The sequence below is a fragment of the Streptomyces sp. NPDC024687 genome, assembly GCF_055559055.1.
The window spans coordinates 300129-324177 of sequence record NZ_JBVHLJ010000008.1 but is presented as its reverse complement, the minus strand read 5'-3'; the positions used below and the strand labels follow the sequence as shown (position 1 = coordinate 324177).

The window sequence follows — 24049 nt, the reverse complement described above, 5'->3', positions numbered from 1 at the left end:
TCAGGAGCCCCGCACCTTCGCGACGGCCTTCCTGGCCGCCACCAGCACCGGATCCCATACCGGGCTGAACGGCGGCGCGTACCCCAGGTCCAGGGCCGTCATCCGTTCCACCGTCATCCCCGCCGTCAGGGCCACCGCGGCGACGTCGACCCGCTTTCCGGCGCCCTCTCTCCCGACGATCTGCACGCCGAGCAGCCGCCCCGTGCGGCGCTCGGCGAGCATCTTCACCGTCATGGGGGAGGCGCCCGGGTAGTAGCCGGCCCGGCTGGTGGACTCGATGGTGACCGACACGATCTGCAGGCCCGCCCGACGGGCGTCCTTCTCGCGCAGTCCGGTGCGGGCGATCTCCAGGTCGCAGACCTTGCTGACGGCCGTGCCGACGACCCCGGGGAAGGTCGCGTAGCCGCCGCCGACGCCCGTGCCGATGACCTGGCCGTGCTTGTTCGCGTGGGTGCCGAGCGCGATGTGGCGCTCCTGCCCGGACACCAGGTCGAGGACCTCCACGCAGTCACCGCCCGCCCAGATGTTCTCGTGGCCGCGCACCCGCATCGCCAGGTCCGTCAGCAGGCCGCCGTGGCTGCCCAGCGGCAGCCCGGCCGCCCGCGCGAGCGTCGTCTCCGGGCGCACGCCGATGCCGAGCACCACCACGTCCGCCGGATACTCCGCGTCCTCCGTGGCCACGGCACGCACCCGGCCGTCCTCGTCCGTGAGCACCTTGGTCACCGCGGCGTCGTTGACCATGGTGATGCCGAGCCCCTCCATCGCCTCGTGCACCAGCCGGCCCATGTCCGGGTCGAGCGTCGACATGGGCTCACTGCCCCGGTTGACGACCGTGACCTCGTAGCCGCGGTTGATCAGGGCCTCGGCCATCTCCACACCGATGTAACCGGCGCCCACCACCACCGCCTTGCGGCCACGCGTGCGTGCCAGCGTGTCGATGAGCGCCTGCCCGTCGTCGAGGGTCTGCACCCCGTGCACACCAGGGGCGTCGGCGCCCGGCATGTCCGGGCGGATCGGGCGGGCGCCGGTCGCGATCACGAGTTTGTCGTACGACGTCCAGGACTCGGCCCCCGAATCGAGGTCACGCGCGCGTACCCGCTGCCGCTCGACGTCGATCTCCGTGACCTCGGTGCGCATGCGCAGATCGATGCCCCGCTCCCGGTGCTCCGCGGGCGCACGGGCGATCAGCTGGTCCGGCCCGGTGACGTCACCGCCCACCCAGTACGGGATGCCGCACGCCGAGTAGGAGGTGAAGTGGCCCCGCTCGAACGCCACGATCTCCAGCTCGTCGGGGTCTCTCATCCGGCGTGCCTGCGACGCCGCGGACATCCCCGCGGCGTCGCCACCGATCACGACCAGACGTTCCCTCGTGTCCCGCGTACGGCTCATGTTCATGTGAACACGCTACGAGGGCGGGGCATTTCAGCGAATTTTTGCGAGGAACCTCGGGCGTTTACGCCCGGGAGGAATCGCATCCCTGTGGTTGCGGCGCGGAGCGCCGCAGCATCACTGTGTCGGCTCGGCCGGGTGATGCGAGCGCGTGGTCGGTTGAGTCACTCGATGTGATGAGCGCGGCCGAACGCGTGGTGGCATCTCGTACGGGTGCCTACGATCAGTGATCGTGAAGCTGGTGGTGCAGGTCAAACTGGAGCCGACACCCGGACAGGCGGCGGCGCTTGAGGCGACCCTGCGCGGCTGCAACGAGGCCGCCACCTGGGTAAGTGAGATCGCTTTCGAGCGCGGGGAGTTCAAGAACTTCCCCCTGCGCAAGCACACCTACGCCGAGGTGAAGTCGAGGTGGAGCCTGGGCGCGCAGGCCGCCCAGCACGTGATCAAGAAGACCTGTGACGCGTACACCACGCTGAAGGCGAACCTGAAAGCCGGCAACCTCGGCAAGCCCGGCTCGAAGCGCTACCGCAAGGCCACCGAGAAGCCGATTGCCTTCCGCCCCCGGGGTGCCCAGCCCTACGACGACCGGATGCTCTCGTGGCAGATCGCCGAGCGCACGGTGTCGGTCTGGACCACGTCGGGGCGGGTCAAGAATGTGGCCTTCACCGCCTCGGTGGAGCAGCTCGCCACGCTCGCCCTGTACCGCAAGGGCGAGTCCGACCTGCTGGAACGCGACGGCATGTGGTTCCTCAGCGCCACATGCGAGGTCCCCGAGGCGGAGCTGAACACGGCTGCGGCGGACTTCCTCGGCATCGACCTGGGCATCGTGAACATCGCCACTACCAGCGACGGCGAGATCATGGCCGGGCGCGAACTCAACCGCGTCCGGGTCCGCGAGCGCGGCCTGCGCACCAAACTGCAGAAGAAGAACACCCCGTCCGCGAAACGGCGCCTGAAGAAACGCAGGCGCAAGGAGGCGCGGCGGGCGAAGGACATCAACCACAAGATCGCGAAACATGTGGTGGCCGAGGCAGAACGCACCGGTCGCGGAATCGCCCTGGAAGAGTTGACGGGCATCCGTGAGCGGGTACGGCTTCGCAAGCCCCAACGGGCCACCCACTCCTCCTGGGCGTTTTACCAGCTCGGAGAGTTCATCGCGTACAAGGCCCGCAAGGCCGGGGTGCCAGTAGTGCACGTCGACCCGGCGTACACCTCGCGCACCTGCGCCGAATGCGGGCACATCGACGGGGCGAACCGGGTCTCCCAGGCATTCTTCGCATGCCGGAACTGTGGATTCGTTGATCACGCAGACCGGAACGGCTCCCGCAACATTCGCGCCCGGGCGCGGGAGTTGTGGCGACGCGGGGCCCAGTCAACGGCCCCCGCCCCACCCCGGACATCCCGGGGTGGGGCTGGACGCAAACGCAGCATCACAGCCAGTGATGCCCGTTGTGCAAGCCCGGGACTTTAGTCCCGGGTAGTTGACTCCCGCTCGCCCCGCTCCTGCGTGCGTCCCGGCCCCTCCGCGCCTCCCGCGTCCGGGGCGGGACGCGCCACGGGCAGCGGGCCCAGCGCGGTCGAGGCGGCCGCGGGCGCGGGCCGGCGCGGCAGCCGGGGCCGGACCAGCCGCAGCCACACCAGCACGAGCAGCGCGATTCCCGCGAGGAACGGCAGCACCGCGGCCACCGCCACCACGACCCAGCGCAGCATGGTCACGAACGCGTCCCAGCCACCCGCCAGCGCGTCCACGACACCGGGGTCGTCGTCCTCCGCGGCCTCGACGACCGGCGACTCGGACAGGGAGAGGGTGATGGTGGCCAGGCTGGTGCGGTCCTTCAGGGAAGCCTGGCGGGCGAGCAGCGACTCCAGGTCGGCCTGGCGGGTGCTCAGTTCGCCCTCCAGGGTCACCACGTCGCTCAGTTTGGTCGCCTTGTCCATCAACTCGCGGATCCGCGCCACACTCGCGCGCTGCGTCGCGATCCGGCTCTCCACGTCGACGACCTGGTCGGTGACGTCCTGTGCGTTCGCGGTGCGCTCCAGGAGCTTGCCCGCGCCCTCCAGGTCGGCGAGGACCTCGTCGTACTTCTCGACGGGTATCCGCAGCACCACCTCCGTCTGCTCCCGGCCCTCCTCGTCCCGGGAGGTGGACTCCTTGCCGACGAACCCGCCCGCGCTCTCGGTGGTGGTGCGGGCCGCGGCGAGCGCCTTCGGCACGTTCTTGACCTGCACGGTCAGCGTGGCGGTGCGGATGATGTGGTTCACCGCGGGCTGGGGCGCGGTGGTGGCCTGCTTGCCGCCCGCGCCGGCCTCGGCGCCGGCCGCGCCGTCCGCCCGACTCTGCGCCGCCTTGTCGTCGGACAGGGCGCTGCCGCCGTCGCTGCTGCTGGCGCCTCCGCTGCACCCGGTCAGGGCGAGGCCCGCGGCGAGCAGGAGGCCGGCCAGGGCCTGCGCGGGCCGTACGAAACGTCGTGAATGTGATGTGCGCATGGGCGTCCCCCCGAGGGTCGTGAACAACTGACGGTCCTTCGACGCCGGAGGGGGCGCGAACGTTGGACTCCGGCGGTTCCGATGCGGTCACGGTCAGGACTCGTGAAGGACACCGGGCCGCCGGAGCACTGTCAGTGGGGTCTGAGAGGCTGGGGTCATGAGCGGATCACAGGTCGTCGTCGTCGGAGCCGGCATCGCGGGGCTGGCCGCGGCCCACCGGCTGCTGCAGAGCGGCGCGCGCGTCACCGTGCTCGAGGCGTCGGATCGCGTCGGCGGCAAACTGCTGCCCGGCGAGATCGCGGGCGCCCGCGTCGACCTCGGCGCCGAGTCGATGCTGGCCCGCAGGCCGGAGGCGGTGGCCCTCGCGCGTGAGGTGGGCCTCGACGAGCGCCTTCAGCCACCGGCCACCGCGACCGCCTCGATCTGGACCCGCGGTGCCCTGCGCCCCATGCCCAAGGGTCACGTCATGGGCGTCCCCGGCACCGCCGAGGCCCTCGCCGGGGTGCTCTCCGAGGAGGGCCTGGCCCGCATCGAGCAGGACACCGGCCTGCCCCGCACGGAGGTCGGCGAGGACGTGGCGGTCGGTGAGTACGTGGCGGCGCGCCTGGGCCGCGAGGTCGTCGACCGCCTCGTCGAACCCCTCCTGGGCGGGGTGTACGCGGGCGACGCGTACCGCATCTCGATGCGCTCGGCGGTCCCGCAGCTCTTCCAGGTGGCCAGGACGCACTCCTCGCTCACCGAAGGCGTGCGCGAGATCCAGGCGCGCATGGCGGCCAACCAGCAGACCGGGCCGGTGTTCATGGGCATCGAGGGCGGCGTGGGCACCCTTCCGCTCGCCGTCGCCGACGCGGTCCGCGCGCGGGGCGGCGAGATCGCCACCGGCGCCCCGGTGAGCGAGCTGCGCCGCGAGCCGTCCGGCGGCTGGAAAGTCGTTGCCGGGGACCGCGTCCTGCACGCCGACGCCGTGATCGTCGCCGTCCCCGCCCCGGCCGCCGCGGGCCTGCTGCGCGCCGAGGCCCCCGAGGCCGCCACCGAGCTCGACACCGTGGAGTACGCCTCCATGGCCCTGGTCACCCTCGCCTACCGCCGCTCCGACACGGCCCTGCCCGCGGGCAGCGGGTTCCTGGTCCCGCCGGTCGACGGCCGCACCATCAAGGCGTCCACCTTCGCCTCCCAGAAGTGGGGCTGGATCGCCGACGAGAACCCGGACGTCGTCGTCCTGCGCACCTCGGTCGGCCGCTACGGCGAGACGAAGATCCTGGAGCGCGACGACACCGACCTCGTGGACGTCTCCCGTCGCGACCTGCGCGAGGCGACCGGCCTCGACGCCACGCCCCTGGAAACCCGCGTCACCCGCTGGACCGACGGCCTGCCCCAGTACCCCGTCGGCCACCACGCGCGCGTGGCCCGCATCCGCGAGCACGTCGCCAAGCTTCCCGGCCTGGCGGTGTGCGGCGCGCAGTACGACGGCGTCGGCATCCCCGCCTGCATCGCGAGCGCCCACGCGGCCGTCGACCAGATCCAGGGCGACCTGACCGCCGTACGGGAGCTCACGGCCAACCCGGTGCAGAGCCTGCACGGCGGAGCGGGAGAATAGGGGCCATGAGCAACGACGCCCCCACCCCCGAGTCCGGCAGGGTCCCGAACAAGGGCAAGCTGGCCAAGGACCTCAACGAGGTCATCCGTTACACGCTCTGGTCCGTCTTCAAGCTGAAGGACGTGCTCCCCGAGGACCGCACCGGCTACGCCGACGAGGTCCAGGAGCTGTTCGACCAGCTCGCCGCCAAGGACGTCACGATCCGCGGCACCTACGACGTGTCCGGGCTGCGCGCCGACGCCGACGTCATGATCTGGTGGCACGCGGAGACCAGCGACCAGCTGCAGGAGGCGTACAACCTCTTCCGCCGCACCAAGCTCGGCCGCGCCCTGGAGCCGGTCTGGTCGAACATGGCGCTGCACCGCCCCGCCGAGTTCAACCGCTCGCACATCCCGGCGTTCCTCGCGGACGAGAACCCCCGGGACTACGTCAGCGTCTACCCGTTCGTGCGGTCCTACGACTGGTACCTGCTGCCCGACGAGGACCGCCGGCGCATGCTCGCCGACCACGGCAAGATGGCCCGCGGCTACCCGGACGTCCGCGCCAACACCGTCGCCTCCTTCTCCCTGGGCGACTACGAGTGGATCCTGGCGTTCGAGGCCGACGAGCTCTTCCGCATCGTCGACCTCATGCGCCACCTGCGCGCGTCGGAGGCGCGTATGCACGTCCGCGAGGAGGTCCCGTTCTACACGGGCCGCCGCAAGGACCTCGGCGACCTCGTGGCGGGCCTCGCCTGATCAGCGGGCCGGTGTGCCGGCCGCCTTCCGGGAGCCGCCCTTCGGCTCGGGCTCGGGGTGCGGGGCGCACGCGGCGCGCCGCACCGGGAGGCGGCCGTCCAGCAGGTAGGCGTGCAGGTATCCGTTGACGCAGGGGTTCGGGCCGCCCGCGATGCCGTGCGTGCCCGCGTCCCGCTCGGTCACCAGCACCGAGCCGGACAGCCGCCGGTGCAGCTCGAGCGCACCCTCGTACGGAGCGGCCGCGTCCCTCTCGGCGGCCAGGATCAGCGTCGCGGCCAGCTCACCGGGCCCCGTCCGCACGTCCAACGGCTCCTGCCGGGCCGCCGGCCAGTACGCGCAGGGCAGGTTCATCCACGCGTTGTCCCAGGTCTCGAACGGCGCCACCCGTGCCAGCCGGGTGTTGTCCCGGTCCCACACCTTCCAGTCCGTCGGCCAGGGAGCGTCGTTGCATTCGACGGCCGTGTAGACCGCGTTGGAGTTCTCCGCCTCCTTCGCCGCCTCCTGATGCGGTCCCGCCTGCTGGATCAGCGGCTTCGGATCGCCCTTGAGATACGCCGACAGCGCCTGCGCCCGGTGCGGCCACAGGTCGTCGTAGTAGCCGGCCGACAGGAAGGCCCCCTGGAGCTGGCCCGGTCCGACCTTCCCGCCGGCCGGCTCGGCGGCCAACTGCGCCGCCGCCCTCTCGTAGCTGAGCAGCACGTCCTCGGCCGTGGCTCCGAGCCCGTACACGTCGTCGTGCCGGGCGACCCACTCCCGGAAGTCCGTCCAGCGCTCCTCGAAGGCGGCCGACTGGTCCAGGTTGTTGCGGTACCAGACCTGCTCGGGGGCCGGGTTCACCGCCGCGTCGAACACCATCCGCCGGACATGCGAGGGGAACAGCGCCGCGTACAGCGCGCCGAAGTACGTCCCGTACGACGCACCCATGAACGTCAGCCTCCGCTCGCCCAGCGCGGCCCGCAGGACGTCGAGGTCCCGGGCGTTGTTCAGGGAGGTGTAGTACGGCAGAGCCGCGCCCACCCGGTCCGCACACCCGTGCGCGTACGCCTTCGCCTGCTCGACGCGTTCCTTCTTGTACGACGGCGAGGGGTGCGTCGGCGCCTGCGTGGGCGCCTTGAGGTACTGCTCGGGGTCCGTGCAGGACAGCGGTGCCGAACGGCCCACCCCGCGCGGGGCGTAGCCCACCAGGTCGTAGGCCGCGGCGAGCCCCTTCCACCCGGGGAGAGCGCCGACCAGCGGGAAGTACATGCCGGAGGCGCCGGGCCCGCCGGGGTTGAAGACCAGGGCGCCCTGCCGGGGCACCCGGCGCTTGCTGTTGTGCGGGTCCTTCTGGGTGGCCCGCACCCGGCTGACGGTCAGTTTGATCTGCCGCCCGTCGGGGCGCGCGTAGTCGAGCGGGACGGACACCGTGCCGCACTGGACGCCGTCGGGCAGGTCCTCCACCGCGGGGCAGGTGCCGAAGCGGACGCCGGCCGCCCCGGCGCGCGCGGCGGCGACGGCGGTGCCGTGGAGCTCCGCCGCGCCCGGGGCGGCCGGAGCGCCCCCGGCCGGTGCGGCGGTGAGCGTGGCCAGGAGCAAGGATCCGGCGGCCGTGTAGAGGGCGGGAGCTCTCATCGGTGTCCCTTCGGTGCGCGGCGGCGACAAAAGGGAAGTTTCGTCCGGCTGTGGGCGAGGGCAAGCATCGCCCCGCCGTTGTCGGCCCCAATGCCTCCGTGCGCCCCCGGGCGGGCTCAGTCGCGGTGCGGGCGGCGGTGTTTCTCGCCCTGTCCGCCGGGCCGCTCTCCGCGCCGCTCCTCGCCGTGACGGGCGTGGTGCTGCTCACGGTGGGCGAAGGCCGCGCGCAGGTCCGGTTCGCCGACCGCGCTGATGCCGCGCACGGCGACGCAGGTGAGATACGTCCGCTCGTCCGTGCCGCCGGCGCGCCGGGTCAGGGCGCCGAGCAGCCGCTGGCCCGCCGGGGACGCCCAGCGCGAGTACGGGTGGACCTCCATCCGCGCGATGGCCAGACAGCTCAGGCTGAGGGCGAGCGGCAGCGCGAACCAGAGGGCGACCAGGTGCCGCGGCATCTCCGACGGGGCGGGCGCCAGCAGCGCGATCGCGCCCAGCGCGACGACGGCCCCCGCGGCCAGCCGTACCTGGCGGACGCCCGCCGCCATGCCGGACCGGGCGCCGTCGGGCACGGCGAGCCCCGCGTCCACCAGCCGGTCGGCGAGGCTGCGCACCGCGTCCGCCGAGGCCGCGTCCGCCCGCACCGGAGCGATCCGGGACTGCCCCTCGGGCCCGATGGCCCCGATGACCGTGCGCTCCATCTCGTCCCGCCCGCGCGGATCGACGACGGTCGCCCAGCCGGTGTGGGCCAGCAGCAGCCGGCGCTGCCGGGCCATCGAGACGAGCGTGAGATCGGCGACCCGCCGCGGGCCGCCGGAGAGGAACGCGGCCTCGTACAGCGTCAGATCGTGTGCCCGGGCATCCGCGTCCGGGGCCGCCGCGTGTACGGCGGCCAGGCACAGCCGCGTACACGCGGTACCGGCGGCGGCCCAGGCCAGGAGCAGAAGCAGAACCCAGAACATGCCGCGTTTCTATGCCAAAGGCTCCTGGCGGCGCCATGGGCTGTTCACGATCCGGACGATGTGTTGTCGGTGTGTGACGTTCCGTTTGTCCGCGAGTGCACTACGACGGGACGGGCGCCGGGGGCGGACTGGAGGCGGCGGGAGGAAGGGTGAACGTCGTGGCGTACGGCGACGGGGTGACCGGGACGACCGCCCCCGGGTCGGCCGTCGGACCGGGCGGCGCGGGGGAGTTGGTGATCGGCGGGGTGCTGCCCGCGGCCAGGTCCCGGGCTAGGGCGCCGAAGTCGACGTATCCGGTGGCCTCCAGGATCTTGATGTGGTCCAGCACCGTGCTGTTGGCGTCGTCGGCCAGGGCGCGGACCAGGGAGTTCTGGGTGCTCGCGCGGACCTCGGCGACGACGGAGAACACCCTGCCGTGCGCGAGGCGCAGGATGTTGGCGAACTGGCGGTCGTAGTCGACGCCCTGGGCCTGGTTCAGGGTGCTGAGCCACTGCTTCTGCTGCTCGTTGGGCTCGTTGGGCAGGGCGAGTCCGAGCTTCGAGGCCACGTCACGCACGCGGGCGTCGAGGAAGGTGTGCCCCTCCACGAGGTGCTGCCCCGCCGTCCGTACGGCCTGCGTGGTCCCCTTCTGCTGCGCCTGCTGTCCCGCGGGCAGCTCCCACAGCCCCGCCAGCCGCACCTTCGTGACGAAGTCGCGGTCCAGCGCCGAGAGCGGCCCGTACGGCGTCGTCACGGTCCCGGCGTTGAGCACGCTCACTCCCGTGCCGGAGCGGTCGGCGTAGGACCAGATCGGGACGAGCAGCGCCACGAGGGTCGCGGTCAGGCCGGCGATGATGACGCCGGTGCCGGAGAAGATGCCTCGTCCCTTGACGGGCGGTCGTGGTCGCGGTCGCATGGTGCCTCCTGTTGCGGCACCGCACGCTAGTGAGTTTCAGGTGCGGGGTTGACATATTACTGCCGGGTCAATGTCGACTTCCCCGCGCACGTCCGCGACAGCGGCCGGTGCCCCCGGCCCTCCGTCCCGTCACCGCCGCAGCAGCACCCTCCGCGTGGCCCGGGCCAACCGGAGCGTCGGCCTCCGGGATCTCGGTGCCGGTCCCGACCGCTCCAGCCACCACTCCCGCAGCTCCCGCCGCACCCGCGCGTCCCCCGCATCCCCGCCCAGCGGCAGCTCCCCGCCCAGCAACAGCTGCTCGGCGAAGTTCAGCGCGTCCCGCCGGTACCCGTCCGTCATCGGCGCCCCCTGCGCATACCTCAGGAACGCCGGCCGGTACCCCGCCCCGAGGATCACCGGCAACTCCGGCGCAACCTTGGCCACCACATCCGCCCGCTTCCCCGCGAGCGCCCGCGCCTGCACCCCCAGCCGCACCCGGTCGAAGCCCTCCGGCACCGGCGTCCCGGCCACGAGCGCGGACAGGAGCGCGGTCTGGGCGAGGGCGAGCCGCTGGCGGGCGGAGTCGGTCGGGACGCTCGACGGCTCGGCGGCAGCGCGCCACTCGCCATTGGTCCGGGCACCGCCCCCCTTCTCCACCGCCTCCCGGATCGCCGCCAACTCCCCTTCCAGTTCGGCCGGTTCGGGAAAGTTCTCGTCCCGCTCCAGCAGCACCCCGGGCGGCGAGATGCGGGACGCGAGGTCGGTGAGGATGTCGAGGACCGGCCGCGGAACCGGGTGGGCGTGGCTGTCGTGCCACACCCCGTCCCGCTCGAAGCCGCCCGCGACATGGACGTAGGCGAGGGCCTCCAGGGGAAGCCCGGCGAGCGCCTCGGCCGGGTCCTCGCCGCGGTTGACGTGGTTGGTGTGCAGGTTGGCCACGTCGATCAGCAGCCGTACCCCCGTCCGGTCCGCGAGGTCGTACAGGAACTGGCCCTCGGTCATCTCCTCGCCCGGCCACGAGATCAGTGCGGCGATGTTCTCCACGGCCAGCGGCACCGGCAGCGCGTCCTGCGCGATGCGGATGTTCTCGCAGAGGACGTCCAGGGCGTCCCGGGTGCGCGGGACGGGCAGCAGATGTCCCGCCTCCAGTCGCGGGGAGGCGGTCAGCGGGCCGCCCGCCCGGACGAACGCGATGTGCTCGGTGACCAGCGGCGAGCCCAGCGCCTCGGCCCGCTCGGCGAGCGCCTGGAGCCGCCCGGCGTCGGGCCGGTCCGCTCCGCCGAGGCCGAGCGAGACGCCGTGCGGCACCACGGTCACCCCGCGCTCGCGCAGCCGCCGCAGCGACTCGGGCAGGTGCCCGGGGCAGACGTTCTCGGCCACGACCTCGACCCAGTCGATGCCCGGCATGCCCTCCACGGCGTCCGCGATCTCCGGCCGCCACCCGATACCCGTGCCCAGTCGCTCCATGGTCCGTCCCCTCCTCGGCCGCTCCCGCATCCGCTCCGGTCGTAGCCCCCTCGGCGTGACGGAGGTATGGCCCCGGGGCCCGCGCCCCAACCGTCCCGGCAGGACGTTCAGAGCAACATTTGAGGTTCGGGCGGGCGAGGTCACCCGCCCGTTCCGGGCCACGACTGCGGCTCCCGGCCCAGCAGCCGCAGCGTCTCCTCCAGCGGCCCTGCCCCCTCCGGAACCTTCAGCGCGGGCGCGAACGCGAACCCCGGGCCACGGCCGGCCGGATCCACCGGCACGCGCCGGGCCACCGCCAGTGCCGCGACGAGGACCTCGTCGGCCAGCCGGAGCCGCACGCCGAGCGCGGCCGCCACGTCCCACGCGTGCACGACGTAGTCGACGAAGTGGAAGCCGATCGCCGTACGGCCGGCGAACCCTCCGCCCAGCTCCGGCAGCACGAACTCCCTTTCCGGCATGCCCGGTTCGGCGAACGCCGAGAGCACCGCGTCCGCGGCCGCGCGATGCGCCGCGGTGGGGTCGCCCACCCCGTCCGGTTCCCGCCAGTACTCCAGCTCGCCGCCCACGCCCCGTGCCGCGGCCGCGAACCCGCGGTGCTGCGCGGTCATGTGCACCACCAGCCGCCGCAGGTCCCACCCCGCGCAGGGAGTGTCCCGCGCCCAGTCCCCGTCGTCTGCGCCCCGGGCCAGCTCCACCACCCGCACGGCCTCCCGTACGGCGATCCGGTCCAGCTCGACGACATCCATCCGAACTCCCATGAAGTCGGTGCCCATGCCCCGACCCTAAAACTAAACGAACGATCGTGCTACTAGTTTCCGAGAGTGAACCAGCTCTGCGACCGGCCCGCTCCAGCTCTCAGCCCCGCAACCGTGAGGCGATGCCCCGCCGGGCCCTGGCATAAGGCGCGGCCTCGCCGTGCAGCACCGACATCGCGTTCGCCGTCTCCATCAACGCGACGACCTCGAAGGCGAGTTGGGCCGGATCGGTGTCCGCGCCCAGCTCACCCGCGGCCCTCGCCCGCTCGGCACACCTCTCCAACTCCCCGAGCCAGGCGCGCTGTGCCTCGACGAGGGCGTCATGCACCGCCCCCTCGCGCGCGTCGAACTCGGCCATCACCCCATAGAAGAAACAGCCCCCCGGGAAGATCCGCTCCTCGGAATAGCGCAGCCAGCCCTCGCACAGGCCCCGCAGCCGGGCGAGCCCGTCGGCCGCCTCGGACACCGGGTCCAGCACCTCGGCGACGAAAATCCGCGAGGCCTCCCGCACGGTCGCCAGCTGCAGCTCCTGCTTGGACCCGAACAGGGCGAACACCCCGCTCTTGCTCAGCTCCAGCTCCCCGGCCAGCCGCCCCACGGACAGCGCCTCCAGCCCCTCGACCGAGGCGATGTCGACGGCCCTCCGCAGCACGGTCCGCCGGGTGCGGTTGCCCCGCTCGACGCGCCCGTCGACCCCGGTCATCGCAGCGCCGGATGGTCCGCGACGACCGTGCAGGAGCCCGGCGCGATCTCGGTGAAACCGGCGTCGCGGACCAACGGCAGCCCGCTGCCGGTCAGTTCGGCCCAGCGCCTGGGCTCCGCCGTCCGCACGGCGAGCGGGAACCCGGCGTCCCGCCAGGCCGCCTGCTCCTCAACCGACAGTTCCCACCAAGCCAGTTGGGCGCCGTGACCGGCCTGGGCCATCGCCTTGCCGGCCGACATGTCGAGATCCGGGTTCAACCACAGCACGGGGGCGGTCGTATCCGCCTCGACGGGTGGCTCGGGGTCGTCGAGGTCCGTACCGGAGACCTGGAGCCTGGCCAGCTCCTTGGGCCACCCGTCCAGGGGCACGGGCGGAAACACCCGCACCTCCGCCGACTTCCCCGTCACCGTGATCCCGGGCAACGCCTCGGCCCGCCGCCACTCGGCACCCCGGGCCCGCCGTACGACCTTGCGGATCCGGGCGTCCTGCCAGTCCCGCACGGCCTCGGCCCACTCCCCGTCGCCGGCCGAACGCTCGTCGCCGAGCAGGACGAGAACGGCGCGGGCGGCGGTCTCCAGAGCGTCGGTACGGGCGGGCGGAGCGGCCTTCTCGATGCGGACGACCAGGGGCAGCACGAACTGGGGTGCCTGGTCGCGTGCGGTCGGCTCGGTACGGAAGGGGCTGTCGGTCGAAGGCGTCACGTCGTGGCTCACCCGGACAACCCTAAGGTCACCCGGAGCAGGCCGTCCGCTGCGCCTCCTGCCACTCGCACACCGGGCACAGCGTGATCCCCTTGTACGACTCCGGATACTCCGTCGGCTCCCGGCACACCACGCACTCCGCGTACGGCGGCCCGTCGGCAGCCGGAGGCTTCGGCCCCTCGCCGGTCGTGCAGTAGTCCTCGCTCATACCTCCAGCCTAGAACCCGATCAGCCTAGGAACCGATCAGCTCGGACACCTTCACGAACCGGAACCCCCGTGCACGCAGCTCGGGCACCACCGCCCGCACCACCCGCTCAGTCGTCGGCGCGGCACTGCGCGTGCAGTGCATGACCACCACCGACCCCGGCCGCACCCCCTCCAGCACCTGCCGGGACACGGCCTCCGCGTCCGTGGCGAACGCGTCCCCGCTCACCACGTCCCATTGCACGGCGGTCACCCCGACCGGGGTCAGCGCCTTCAGGGCCCGCCGGTCGTAGCACCCGCCGGGAAAACGGAAATACGGCCTAGCGTCCGGCACCCCCGCCCTGCGGAACGCCGCGTACGCCCGCTCCACGTCGGCCCGCATCCGGTCACCGGAGACGGTCGGCAGCCCGTAGCAGTCGTCGGTGAAGGCGTAGTGGCTGTAGGAGTGGTTGGCGATCTCGAAGAGCGGGTCCCGCCCGATGGCACGGGCCTGCCGTGGGTACTCCTCGGCCCACCGTCCGGTCATGAACACGGTGGCCGGCACCTTCAGTGCCCGCAGCGCCGCGATCAGCCCGGGGTTGTCGAAGTGCTCGCCGGCCGCCGCCCGGGCCCCCTGGTCCGCGGTCATGTCGGCGTCGAAGGTGAGCGCGACCGTCCTGCCGTGGGTGCGGGAGCCGTTCGTGAAGACGGGGGTCAGGCCTCCGGGGCCGGGGGCGAGGGTGGGGGGCGCGGAGGGTGCGGACGTCGCGGAGGGTGCCGGGCGGGCCGGCCGAGAGGCCTGGTGGGGAGCGGCGGCGCAGGCCGTGAGGGCGGCGCCGAGGGCACAGACGGCGGTGACGCGTCGTACGAGAGTGATCACCGTATGAAAATATGGCGAACTGTCCTATTTACCTCTCACCCCGGCCGTGGACGTCACCCGCTCAGATGTCCCGCCGCTCCAGCGGCTTGGTCGCCGGTCCCTGGATCACCTTGCCGTCCGTGTCGAAGCGGGAGCCGTGGCACGGGCACTCCCAGGCGTCCTCGGCCCCGTTGAACGACACCAGGCAGCCGAGGTGGGTGCAGCGGGGGGAGACGGCGTGGAGGTTGCCGTCGTCGTCGCGGTAGACCGCGAGGCGGTCGCCGTTCACCCTGACCACGGCGCCCTCTCCCGGCGGCAGGGACTCCAGCGGGGGTGCGGGGCGCAGACGGTCGCCGACGAAGTGGCGGGCCACCTTCCCCTGCGTCTTGAGGAAGGTCGGGGCCTCGCGGACCGCCGACAGCAGGCGGCGCGGGTCGTACAGCTCGCTCCACGCGCACTGCTCGCCGGTGATCTGGGCCGCGAGCAGCCGGCCCGCCATGATTCCGCCGCTCATGCCCCAGCCGCCGAAGCCGGTGGCCACGTAGGTGTGCCGGGCCCCCGGGTGCAGCGGGCCGACGAGCGGCACGGTGTCGGTGGGGTCGTTGTCCTGGGTGGCCCAGGCGTGGGTGAGCTCGACGTCGGGGAAGTGCCGGGTGGCCCACGCGGAGAGGGCGTCGAACCGGGCCCGGGTGTCGCCCGTGCCGGGGGTGAAGTGCTCGCCGGTGACGATGAGCAGGCGCCGGTCGGCGTCCCAGGGGGCCGTACGGACCGAGCGGGTGTCCTCGTCCGGCGTGATGTACATGCCGTCCGGATCCTGCTCCCGGTCGATGGTCCCCGCGACGACCAGCTCACGGCGCGGGGAGAGCCGGGTGAACAGCAGGGCCCGGTCGAAGATCGGGTAGTGGGTGGCGACCACGACGTCCCGGGCCGTCACCGTGGCACGCGTGTCCGTCGACAGCCGGCACGGCTCGCCCTCGTCGAGCCCGAGGACGGCGGTGTGCTCGTGGACGGCCGCGCCGGAGGCGACGAGGTCCTCGGCCAGGGCCAGCAGGTACTTGCGCGGATGGAACTGCGCCTGCCCGGTCACCCGCACGGCGCCCGCCACCGGGAACGGCAGCCCGGTCTCCGTCACGAACGACGCCGGCAGCCCCGCCTCCCGGGCGGCCGCCGCCTCGGCCCGCAGCTCCTCGACCCGGCTCTCGTCACGGACGTAGGTGTAGGCGCTGCGCTGCTCCCAGTCGCAGTCGACACCCAGCTCCTCCGCGATCTCGGCGGCCCGTGCGATCGCCTCGCTCTGCGAGCGGGCGTACAGCCGGGCGCCCTCGGGGCCGCGGGTGCGGCGCAGCTTGTCGTAGATCAGTGTGTGCAGGGCGGTCAGTTTGGCGGTGGTGTGCCCGGTGACGCCGGCGGCCACCTGTCCGGCTTCCAGGACCGCCACCCGCCGCCCGGCCCGCGTCAGCTCCCATGCCGTGCTCAGCCCGGCGATGCCGGCGCCGATGACGGCCACGTCGACGTCGAGGTCCTCGGTCAGCGGCGGCCGGGGTCCGCCGGGTGCCGTCTCCAGCCAGTACGAGCCCTTGACATGCCGGTTCTCGGTCATGTGCCCCGGGTACCCCGGGAATCACTGTTCCAGCAGCCGCCTGCGGGCTTCCTCCACGTCGAAGTCCGCCTTCGGGTAGCGCGGGTCCAGCTCCGACAGGTGCTCCAGGAGGAGTCGGCTCACCGCCCAGTTGCGGTACCACTTGCGGTCGGCGGGGACCAGGTACCAGGGGGCGTGCGGGGTCGAGCAGCGCTCCAGGGCGAGCTCGTACGCCTGCTGGTAGGCGGGCCACAGGGCGCGGTCGTCGATGTCCGAGACGTTGAACTTCCAGTGCTTGTCCGGGCGGTCGAGGCGCTTGAGCAGGCGGTCGCGCTGTTCGCCGTACGAGATGTGCAGGAAGCACTTGACCACGGTGACGCCGTCGTCGGTGAGGGCCTTCTCGAAGCGGTTGATCTCGTCGTAGCGGCGCTCGATCTCGGCGGCCGGGGCGAGCGCGCGGACGCGGGCGATGAGGACGTCCTCGTAGTGCGAGCGGTCGAAGATGCCCAGCTCACCGGCGTGCGGGAGGGCCTTTTTGACCCGCCAGAGGAAGGGGTGTCCCAGTTCTTTCGGCGTGGGTGCCTTGAAGGCCCGGATACGGCAGCCGGACGGGTTGAACAGACCGATGGCGTGCTTGACCGTGCCGCCCTTGCCGCTGGTGTCCATGCCCTGCAGCACCAGCAGGACCCGGCGCCGGTCGCCGGCCGTGCTCGCCGCCCACAGGCGTTCCTGCAGGTCGGCGAGCGGGGTGGCCACGTCCGTCATCGCGGCCAGGCCCGCCCGCTTGTCACGGGGACCGGCCGGGGTCTCCCGGGCGTCGTGGGCGCTCAGGTCCACCGGCTCGCCGCCCGGCACGCGCAGCAGCTCGCGCAGGGCGAGGTCGTCCGCGCCCTGCTTCTTCGCCTTCTTCGCCGCGTGGGTCTTAGAGCCCTTCTTCGCCATGGGGCACCCCTTCCGGTCCGGGTCCGGCCCCTCGATCCTGCGCCGGGGGACCGGAGCGCGCCAGCCGTCGTGGAGGGCGGCTACCTGCGCCAGGGCCCCGTCACCGCGAAGGTTGTCCCGGGCGTGTAGCAGTTGACGTACATCGTCTGCCCGTCGGGGGAGAAGGTGACGCCGGCGAACTCGCCCCACTCGGGTGCTTCCGGGGTGCCGATGTTCTGCCGGCCGCGGGCCATGGCGTAGACCTCGCCGTGCCGGGTGACGCCGAAGACGTGCTGGGCGCCGCTGCCGTCCTCGCACACCATCAGGCCGCCGCTCGGGGCGAGGCAGATGTTGTCCGGGGACTCGCCGGGCAGCTGCACATCGGTGTCAGGGCCGAAGACGATCACCAGGGTCAGTCGGCGCTCCGAGGGGTCGTAGCGCCAGATCTGCCCGAAGTGGTCGGCGGCCGAACCCTCGGCGCTGTGCGCGAACGACGACACGAAGTAGACGCTCTTGCCGCCCCAGTAGCAGCCCTCCAGCTTCTGGGCGTGCGTGATGCCCTTCGGGCCGAAGTCCTGGAGCCGGACCGGGGTTTGGGTGGCAAGCGGGTCCGGTACGTCGACCCACTCGATGCCCTCGAAGCAGGCACCGGTCTCCTGGATCGCCGAGAGGTCCGGCACGCCCGGCACCCGCATCGCCTGGAGCCGGCCGCCCGCGCGCAGTGAACCGAGGCCGCCCTCGGGCCTGTTGGGCAGGAAGCGGTAGAAGAGGCCGAAGGGCTTGAGGAAGGCGTCCTCGGTCTCGTAGACGATGCCGCGTTTCGGGTCGATCGCGATGGCCTCGTGCTGGAAGCGGCCCATCGCGGTCAGCGGGACCGCGCCACTTTTGTGCGGGTCCGTCGGATGGACCTCGAAGATGAAGCCGTGGTCCTTGGTGTAGCCGTTGGTGCCGGCCCTGTCCTCGGTCTCCTCGCAGGTCAGCCAGGTGCCCCAAGGGGTGGGCCCGCCCGCGCAGTTGACGGCGGTGCCGGCGATGGCGACCCGCTCCGACAGCACGTTGTTGCGGGAGTCCAGCGTGAGGGCCGTACAGCCGCCCTTGCCCGCCGGGTCGTAGGTCAGGCCCTCGACGGTGGGGACGGCGATGGCCGCGGTGGGGCGGTTCTCGTGGTTGCGGACCAGGTGGACGCGACCGTGTCTGCCGGGCAGTGCGGTCATGCCGTCGTGGTTGGAGGGGACCTTGCCCTCGCCGGAGCGGAGCTGGTCGCCCTCGCGGGACAGGACCTTGTAGCGGAAGCCCTTCGGCAGGTCCAGCAGCCCCTTCGGGTCGGGGACGAGGGGGCCGTAGCCGGTGTGGCCGAGGGACTGGGCGGCGGCGGTGCCGGCGAAGAGTTCGGACAGGGCGCCGGTGAAGGCGATGCCCACGCCCAAGGCGCCGGTGCGGGCCAGGACCTGACGTCGTGTCGCCGGAGAACCGGACAGAGACATGGCGAAGCAACCTTCCTGCTGGCGGACAGGACTGTGACGTCGCTGTGTCTATCACCTGGGTCGGCTCGCGGGAACCACGCGCGTAGCGTGTCCCTGCCCCTCACGTCCCGGTCGGGCGCTCCTGCGCCCGTTCCAGGAAGCGCAGCAGCTCCACCGGGAAGGGCAGGACGAGCGTCGAGTTCTTCTCGGCGGCCACCGCCACGACCGTCTGCAGCAGCCTGAGCTGGAGTGCGGCGGGCTGCTCGGACATCTCCTTGGCGGCCTCCGCGAGCTTCTTGGAGGCCTGGAGCTCGGCGTCGGCGTTGATGATCCGGGCCCGCCGCTCACGGTCGGCCTCGGCCTGCCGGGCCATCGACCGCTTCATCGTGTCCGGCAGCGAGACGTCCTTGATCTCCACGCGGTCCACCTGCACACCCCAGCCGACGGCCGGGCTGTCGATCATCAGCTCCAGGCCCTCGTTGAGTTTCTCGCGGTTGGACAGCAGGTCGTCCAGCTCGCTCTTGCCGATGATCGAACGCAGCGAGGTCTGGGCCATCTGGGAGACGGCGAACCGGTAGTCCTCGACCTTGACCAGGGCGCTCGCCGCGTCGATGACCCGGAAGTAGACGACCGCGTCCACGCGCACGGTGACGTTGTCCCGGGTGATGCCCTCCTGGCCCGGCACCGGCAGCGTGACGATCTGCATGTTCACCTTGTGCAGCCGGTCCACGAACGGCACGACCACCGTGAACCCGGGCTCGCGCACCTCGCCCGCGAGGCGTCCGAGGCGGAAGACCACCCCGCGCTCGTACTGCTTGACGACCCGGGCCGCCGCCGCGAGGTAGACGACCCCGGTGGAAGCGGCCGCCACGGCCGCCGTCAACAGTTCCTGGAGCATTCCGACCCCCTCGTCGAGAGGTCTGTATGTCTGCTCCTGCAACGATATGCCCGGTGCCCGGTCCGGGGCCACGACGGGCCCCGGACCGGACGGGGAGCGCTACGGAGTGGTGGCCTTCGCCGGCTCCGGCTCCGTGACCCGGACGGGTTCGGTGCCGACCGCGCTGTGCCGCTCGGCCCAGTTCTCCAGGGCCGTACGGCAGGCGTGGTCCAGGTGGTGCAGACCGGACAGGTTCAGCTCCACGGGCCGGTCCTGGGGCAGCGACTCCAGGGTGTCGAGGATCTTCGGCAGCCGGAGGAAGGTCGCGTTGCCCGACAGGTGCGCCTGGATGGGGCCCGCGCCCTTGTCGACGATCTCCAGCTTGAGGTGCGAGGCCTCCCAAGCGGTCTTGACGACCGCCAGGGCCAGACCGATCAGCACGCCCTCGAACATGTTCACCGCGACGATCGAGACGGCCGTGGCCACCAGGATCAGCGCCTCGCCGCGGTGGCCGCGCCACAGCGACACGATCTCCCGGAAGGGGATCAGCTTGAAGCCCGCGTGGATCAGGATGCCGGCGAGCGCGGGCAGCGGGATCAGCGCCAGCGTCGAGGGCAGCAGGGCCGCGAACAGCAGCAGCCACACGCCGTGCATGACCCGGGACGCCTTGGTCTTCGCGCCCGCCTGGACATTGGCGGAGCTGCGCACGATGACCGCGGTCATGGGCAGGGCGCCGAGCGCGCCGCACACCGCGTTGCCCACGCCCTGGGCCATGAGCTCCTTGTCGTACTCGGTGCGCGGACCGTCGTGCAGCCGGTCCACCGCAGCTGCGCTGAACAGGCTCTCGGCGGAGGCGATCAGGGTGAAGGCGATGATCGTGCCGAAGATGGCGGGGCTCGCCAGTTCGCCGAAGGCGTCCATGCCGGGCGGCTGGATGGAGTCCAGCAGGCCGTTCACCTCGACGGTGGCGACCGGCGCGTCGAGGACCAGCGTGGCCAGGGTGGCCAGCAGGACCGCGGCGAGCGCACCCGGTACGGTCTGTGCCTTCTTGGGGAGCCTCTTCCACAGCAGGAGCACCGCGATGGTGCCCGCGCCGACGGCGAGCGAGGCGAGCGCCGTGGTGCTGCCGAGCGCGTCGACGGCGGCGCCGGGCAGCCCCAGGATCTTGTCGAGTCCGGAGGTGGGGGCCTTGAGACCGGCCGCCGAGTACAGCTGGCCCGCGATGATCACGAGGCCGATACCGGCCAGCATGCCCTCGACGACCGAGACGGATATCGCCCGGAACCAGCGCCCCAGCTTCAGGGCGCCCATGGCGAGCTGGATCAGTCCGGCGGCCAGCACGATGACTCCGAGCGCGGGGAGCCCGAACTCGTCGACCGCCTCGAAGACGAGCACGGTCAGACCGGCCGCGGGCCCGGAGACCTGGAGGCTGCTGCCCCGCATCAGGCCGGTGACTATGCCGCCGACTATGCCGGTGATCAGGCCGAGTTCGGCCGGGACACCGGAGGCGACGGCCACGCCCACGCAGAGCGGGAGCGCGACCAGGAAGACGACCAGGGAGGCGGCGAAGTCCTGCCGCAGGTGAGGGTATTTGGTCATCATGCCGATCACAGACCCTCGAACGCGTCGGTCTCGGCGCGGTGGACGCGCACCGCGCCCGTGTGCACCTCGTAGTACCAGGCGTGCAGGGTCAGTTGGTCCTCCGCGAGCTTCTTGTCGATGAAGGGGTACGACCTCAGGCGCAGGATCTGGGCGAGGACGTGGCTCTGCACGCCCTCGGCCACGCACGGGTCCTCGGCGGCTCCCGCCGGGCGGGGGGTGGCGCGCGTGAGCCAGTCGCGCACGGCCGGTACCGCGTCCAGGTCGTCGCCGCGGACGAGGGCGCCGACGGCGCCGCAGTGCGAGTGCCCGCAGACCACGATGTCGCGGACGCCCAGCACCTCCACGGCGTACTCGATGGTGGCCGCCTCGCTGGTGGGATGCTCCGAGGCGTAGGGGGGAACGATGTTGCCCGCGGTGCGCAGCTCGAAGAGCTCGCCCGGGCCGGCGCCCGTGATCAGGGCCGGGACGACCCTGGAATCCGAGCAGGTGATGAACAGGACCTGGGGGGACTGGCCTTCGGCCAGCTTGGCGAACTCCTCAGGGCGCTGTCCGAACGTACGGGCGTTGTCGATGAGGGGCTGCATGTGGTGACTCCTCCTGGCGCGCGTGGGGGCGCGTCCGGGTTACCTGGCGCGCCGAAGGGCGCGTCGGCTTACATGACAGGTGGGGGAACGCAGGTGGGGGGCTGCTCTGCTGTCAGCAGCGGAAGACCTGAAGTGCCGCCGGGGCGTGGGCTGTCGAGGGTCTCGACAGGGGGAATTCGCCCGATGCGACCCGCGCGGGCATGGCCGCCGCCCCCTGAGCCGCCAGTGAGCGCTCGGGCCCCTCGGGGGCGAAGTCGACGGCGCGGTGCCGGTCGCGGGTGCGCAGGGGACCGGTCGGGTCCCCGACGTGGTTGCAGTGGCGCTTGCCCAGGGCTTCGGCGCGTGACGCCTTGCCGGAGAGCTTGATTGCGGGAAGGGCTTTGGCCTCAGCCTGACGGCCTGTGTGCGCGGTTGCGAATGCCCCGGAGGATGCGAAGAAGGGGAACGCCAGAAGAACGGCGGCGAGGAGCGCTACCACGGTCCGTACCGTCGTACCTCGGAACATGCACCCCCCTCTCGACAGTTGGCACTTCTAGTCCAGACCAAGCACTGGTCAACGACTGGTCAAGAAACACCTTAGCTCGGCAAAGTCGTTTGCTGGGTTAACTTAACGTTTCCGGCTGAAGAGAGGCTGAAGCGCGCCGGGTCGCTGACGCGAACTGGCCCTTGACGTGCGAGGTTCCGCTGATTAACGGACGAGACCCTTGGCGTCGCGCGCCAGTGCCGTCAGCCGGGATATCGCACGGAAGTACTTCTTGCGGTAGCCGCCGTTCAGCATCTCGTCGCTGAACAGCCGGTCGAAGGGCAGCCCGGAGGCCAGCACCGGGACCTCGCGGTCGTAGAGGCGGTCCGCGAGCACCACGAGTCGCAGCGCCGTCGACTGGTCCGGCACCGGCTGCACGTCGGTGAGGCAGACCGCCCTCAGGTCGTCGGTCAGCGCACCGTAGCGGCTGGGGTGGACCTTGGCGAGGTGCGCAAGGAGGCTCGGGAAGTCGTCGAGCGAGGCGCCCTCGGTGGCGTACGCCGCCCCGGTGACCTCCTCGTCGGAGAACGGCGCCGGCGCCTCGGGCAGCCCGCGGTGACGGTAGTCCTCGCCGTCGATGCGCAGCGGGCGGAAGTGGGCCGACAGGCCCTGGATCTCGCGCAGGAAGTCGACGGCCGCGAACCGGCCCTCGCCGAGCTTGCCCGGCAGGGTGTTGGAGGTGGCGGCGAGCGCCACGCCCGCGTCGACCAGCTTGCCCAGCAGGGTGGAGACCAGGACGGTGTCGCCCGGGTCGTCCAGCTCGAACTCGTCGATGCACAGCAGACGGTGGCCGGAGAGCGTCTGGACGGTCTTCTGGAAGCCGAGGGCGCCGACCAGGTTGGTCAGCTCGACGAAGGTGCCGAAGGCCTTGAGGGAGGGCTCGGCGGGCGTGGCGTGCCAGAGGGAGGCCAGCAGGTGGGTCTTGCCGACGCCGTACCCGCCGTCGAGGTACACACCGCGGGGGCCCGCCGGGGCCTTGGCCGCCCGGGCCTTCCCGAAGCCCTTTCCGAGACCGAGGAAGCCGCGCTTGCCGCCGACCGCGTGCGCGCCGCCGAGGCCCGCCGCGAAGCCCTCCAGGACCCGGACGGCCTCGGTCTGGCTGGGCTGGTTAGGGTCCGGGATGTACGTGTCGAAACGCACCGAGTCGAACCGCGGCGGCGGCACCATCTCGGCGACCAGCCGGTCCGCGGGGACGTGCGGCTCGCGGTCGCACAGGGACGGCGGGACGGTCTCGGTCATCGAGCCGGACCCGGACGCGGCGGGGGAAGTAGACACGGTTCACCATGCTAAGCGCCGTGCCACACTGCACGACATGCGACGCCTGTTCCCTGTGACCGACGAGACAGTGACCCGGAGCCCGGAAGCCGAGGCCGACCATGACTGGAGCCTCGCCGAGCTGGCCGCCGCCTACGCGTACCCCGAGCTGGGGCCCGGCCCCGGGGGCCCCGAGGTGTGGCTGCGCGCCAACATGGTCTCCACGCTGGACGGGGCCGCCCAGCACGACGGCCGCTCGCACCCCATCTCCACCGCGACCGACATGCGGATCTTCGGGACGCTGCGGGCCCTCGCGGACGTGGTGATCGCCGGTGCGGAAACGGTCCGGCAGGAGGGTTACCGGCCCGCACGCGTGCGTGACGAGTTCGCGCAGGCGCGGGAGGCGGCCGGACAGGGCCCGGTGCCGGCGATCGCGGTGATCTCCGCGAGCCTCGACCTGGACTTCTCGCTCCCGTTGTACACCTCGCCCCTGGTGCCCACGCTGATCCTGACGGGCGCGGCGGCGGCCCCCGATCGGATCGCCGCTGCCGAGAAGGCGGGCGCGCGGGTGGTGATCGCCGGGGACGGTGTCGGCGTGGACCCCGCGCGGGCCGTACGGGCGCTGGCCGAGCTGGGGCACACCCGACTGCTGACCGAGGGCGGCCCGCGGCTGCTCGGGCAGTTGGTGGCCGCCGGGGTGCTCGACGAGCTCTGCCTGACCCTGTCCCCGATGCTCACCGCGGGAAGCGCGCAGCGGATCGCCGGGGGGCCGTCGGTGGCCGTGCCGGCACGGTTCGTACTGGACTCCCTGCTGGAGGAGGACGGATTCCTCTTCAGCAGGTATCGCAGGCACTGACCGTCCGGATGCGGGTTCGATCGGCATCGTCAGGACCGACATCGTCGGAATCTGTCGTTCCGGTTGGCTT

At 72.2% G+C, this 24049-nt stretch carries 23 protein-coding genes; 4 read left to right on the top strand and 19 right to left on the bottom strand.

What is annotated here, in order from left to right:
- Entirely contained in the window at positions 1-1395 is a 1395-nt protein-coding gene (locus ACZ39I_RS30305; protein ID WP_467247946.1) for an FAD-dependent oxidoreductase, read from the bottom strand.
- 226 nt (positions 1396-1621) lie between these two features.
- Here ACZ39I_RS30305 and ACZ39I_RS30300 point away from each other — a divergent pair, with 226 nt between their 5' ends.
- Positions 1622-2860 carry an RNA-guided endonuclease InsQ/TnpB family protein gene (locus ACZ39I_RS30300; RefSeq protein ID WP_467247945.1) on the top strand — a complete coding sequence of 413 codons (1239 nt, stop codon included), beginning with the start codon at positions 1622-1624 and terminating at the stop codon, positions 2858-2860.
- Here ACZ39I_RS30300 and ACZ39I_RS30295 read toward each other — a convergent pair.
- Positions 2857-3876, bottom strand: coding sequence for a DUF4349 domain-containing protein (locus tag ACZ39I_RS30295; RefSeq protein WP_467247943.1), 1020 nt, complete (start codon positions 3874-3876; stop codon positions 2857-2859). The two genes, ACZ39I_RS30300 and ACZ39I_RS30295, sit on opposite strands and share 4 nt — an antisense overlap.
- Positions 3877-4033: 157 nt before the next feature.
- Here ACZ39I_RS30295 and hemG point away from each other — a divergent pair, with 157 nt between their 5' ends.
- The gene (gene hemG, locus ACZ39I_RS30290; protein ID WP_467247941.1) at positions 4034-5473 is read left to right on the top strand and encodes a protoporphyrinogen oxidase; all 1440 of its coding nucleotides are present in this window, start codon (positions 4034-4036) and stop codon (positions 5471-5473) included.
- A 5-nt stretch (positions 5474-5478) separates the two neighbouring features.
- Complete coding sequence (gene hemQ, locus ACZ39I_RS30285) at positions 5479-6210, top strand: hydrogen peroxide-dependent heme synthase (protein ID WP_467247939.1); 732 nt, start codon at positions 5479-5481, stop codon at positions 6208-6210.
- Here the strand turns inward: hemQ and ACZ39I_RS30280 are convergent, their stop codons facing one another.
- The 17 genes from ACZ39I_RS30280 to zapE all read right to left on the bottom strand — a co-directional run bounded on the left by ACZ39I_RS30280 (position 6211) and on the right by zapE (position 23144).
- A complete protein-coding gene (locus ACZ39I_RS30280) occupies positions 6211-7821 on the bottom strand; it encodes an alpha/beta hydrolase (RefSeq protein ID WP_467247937.1) in 1611 nt (536 codons plus the stop codon).
- Positions 7822-7937: 116 nt separating this feature from the next.
- Positions 7938-8777 (bottom strand): TIGR04222 domain-containing membrane protein, encoded by an 840-nt coding sequence (locus ACZ39I_RS30275; protein WP_467247935.1) that lies wholly within the window; start codon positions 8775-8777, stop codon positions 7938-7940.
- A gap of 100 nt (positions 8778-8877) precedes the next feature.
- A complete protein-coding gene (locus ACZ39I_RS30270) occupies positions 8878-9672 on the bottom strand; it encodes a DUF4142 domain-containing protein (protein WP_467247934.1) in 795 nt (264 codons plus the stop codon).
- 129 nt (positions 9673-9801) lie between these two features.
- Positions 9802-11118 carry an MbnB/TglH/ChrH family RiPP precursor modification enzyme gene (locus ACZ39I_RS30265; RefSeq protein ID WP_467247933.1) on the bottom strand — a complete coding sequence of 439 codons (1317 nt, stop codon included), beginning with the start codon at positions 11116-11118 and terminating at the stop codon, positions 9802-9804.
- 140 nt (positions 11119-11258) lie between these two features.
- Positions 11259-11891: a TIGR03086 family metal-binding protein gene (locus ACZ39I_RS30260; protein ID WP_467247932.1), complete on the bottom strand. Its 633-nt coding sequence runs from the start codon at positions 11889-11891 to the stop codon at positions 11259-11261.
- Between the two features lie 82 nt (positions 11892-11973).
- A complete protein-coding gene (locus tag ACZ39I_RS30255; RefSeq protein WP_467247931.1) occupies positions 11974-12576 on the bottom strand; it encodes a TetR/AcrR family transcriptional regulator in 603 nt (200 codons plus the stop codon).
- Positions 12573-13289, bottom strand: coding sequence for a peptidyl-tRNA hydrolase (locus tag ACZ39I_RS30250; protein ID WP_467247930.1), 717 nt, complete (start codon positions 13287-13289; stop codon positions 12573-12575). The genes ACZ39I_RS30255 and ACZ39I_RS30250 overlap by 4 nt, the downstream gene beginning before the upstream one ends.
- Positions 13290-13305: 16 nt before the next feature.
- Complete coding sequence (locus ACZ39I_RS30245; protein ID WP_467247929.1) at positions 13306-13485, bottom strand: hypothetical protein; 180 nt, start codon at positions 13483-13485, stop codon at positions 13306-13308.
- A gap of 25 nt (positions 13486-13510) precedes the next feature.
- The gene (locus ACZ39I_RS30240) at positions 13511-14341 is read right to left on the bottom strand and encodes a polysaccharide deacetylase family protein (RefSeq protein WP_467247928.1); all 831 of its coding nucleotides are present in this window, start codon (positions 14339-14341) and stop codon (positions 13511-13513) included.
- Positions 14342-14402: 61 nt separating this feature from the next.
- Positions 14403-15920 carry an FAD-dependent oxidoreductase gene (locus ACZ39I_RS30235; RefSeq protein ID WP_467247927.1) on the bottom strand — a complete coding sequence of 506 codons (1518 nt, stop codon included), beginning with the start codon at positions 15918-15920 and terminating at the stop codon, positions 14403-14405.
- 21 nt (positions 15921-15941) lie between these two features.
- Positions 15942-16841: a PPK2 family polyphosphate kinase gene (locus ACZ39I_RS30230; RefSeq protein ID WP_467247925.1), complete on the bottom strand. Its 900-nt coding sequence runs from the start codon at positions 16839-16841 to the stop codon at positions 15942-15944.
- A gap of 80 nt (positions 16842-16921) precedes the next feature.
- On the bottom strand, positions 16922-18304 hold the full coding sequence (locus tag ACZ39I_RS30225) for a PhoX family protein (protein WP_467247923.1): 1383 nt from the start codon (positions 18302-18304) through the stop codon (positions 16922-16924).
- Between the two features lie 100 nt (positions 18305-18404).
- Entirely contained in the window at positions 18405-19181 is a 777-nt protein-coding gene (locus ACZ39I_RS30220; protein WP_467247921.1) for a slipin family protein, read from the bottom strand.
- Between the two features lie 99 nt (positions 19182-19280).
- Positions 19281-20762, bottom strand: a complete 1482-nt coding sequence (locus ACZ39I_RS30215; protein ID WP_467247920.1) for a SulP family inorganic anion transporter — start codon at positions 20760-20762, stop codon at positions 19281-19283.
- 5 nt (positions 20763-20767) lie between these two features.
- Complete coding sequence (locus tag ACZ39I_RS30210) at positions 20768-21346, bottom strand: carbonic anhydrase (RefSeq protein ID WP_467247919.1); 579 nt, start codon at positions 21344-21346, stop codon at positions 20768-20770.
- Positions 21347-21458: 112 nt separating this feature from the next.
- Positions 21459-21851: a hypothetical protein gene (locus tag ACZ39I_RS30205; RefSeq protein WP_467247917.1), complete on the bottom strand. Its 393-nt coding sequence runs from the start codon at positions 21849-21851 to the stop codon at positions 21459-21461.
- 183 nt (positions 21852-22034) lie between these two features.
- Positions 22035-23144, bottom strand: coding sequence for a cell division protein ZapE (gene zapE, locus ACZ39I_RS30200; RefSeq protein WP_467247915.1), 1110 nt, complete (start codon positions 23142-23144; stop codon positions 22035-22037).
- A gap of 37 nt (positions 23145-23181) precedes the next feature.
- Between zapE and ACZ39I_RS30195 the strand changes: the two genes are divergently transcribed.
- On the top strand, positions 23182-23979 hold the full coding sequence (locus ACZ39I_RS30195; protein ID WP_467247913.1) for a pyrimidine reductase family protein: 798 nt from the start codon (positions 23182-23184) through the stop codon (positions 23977-23979).
- Positions 23980-24049 lie beyond the last annotated feature (70 nt).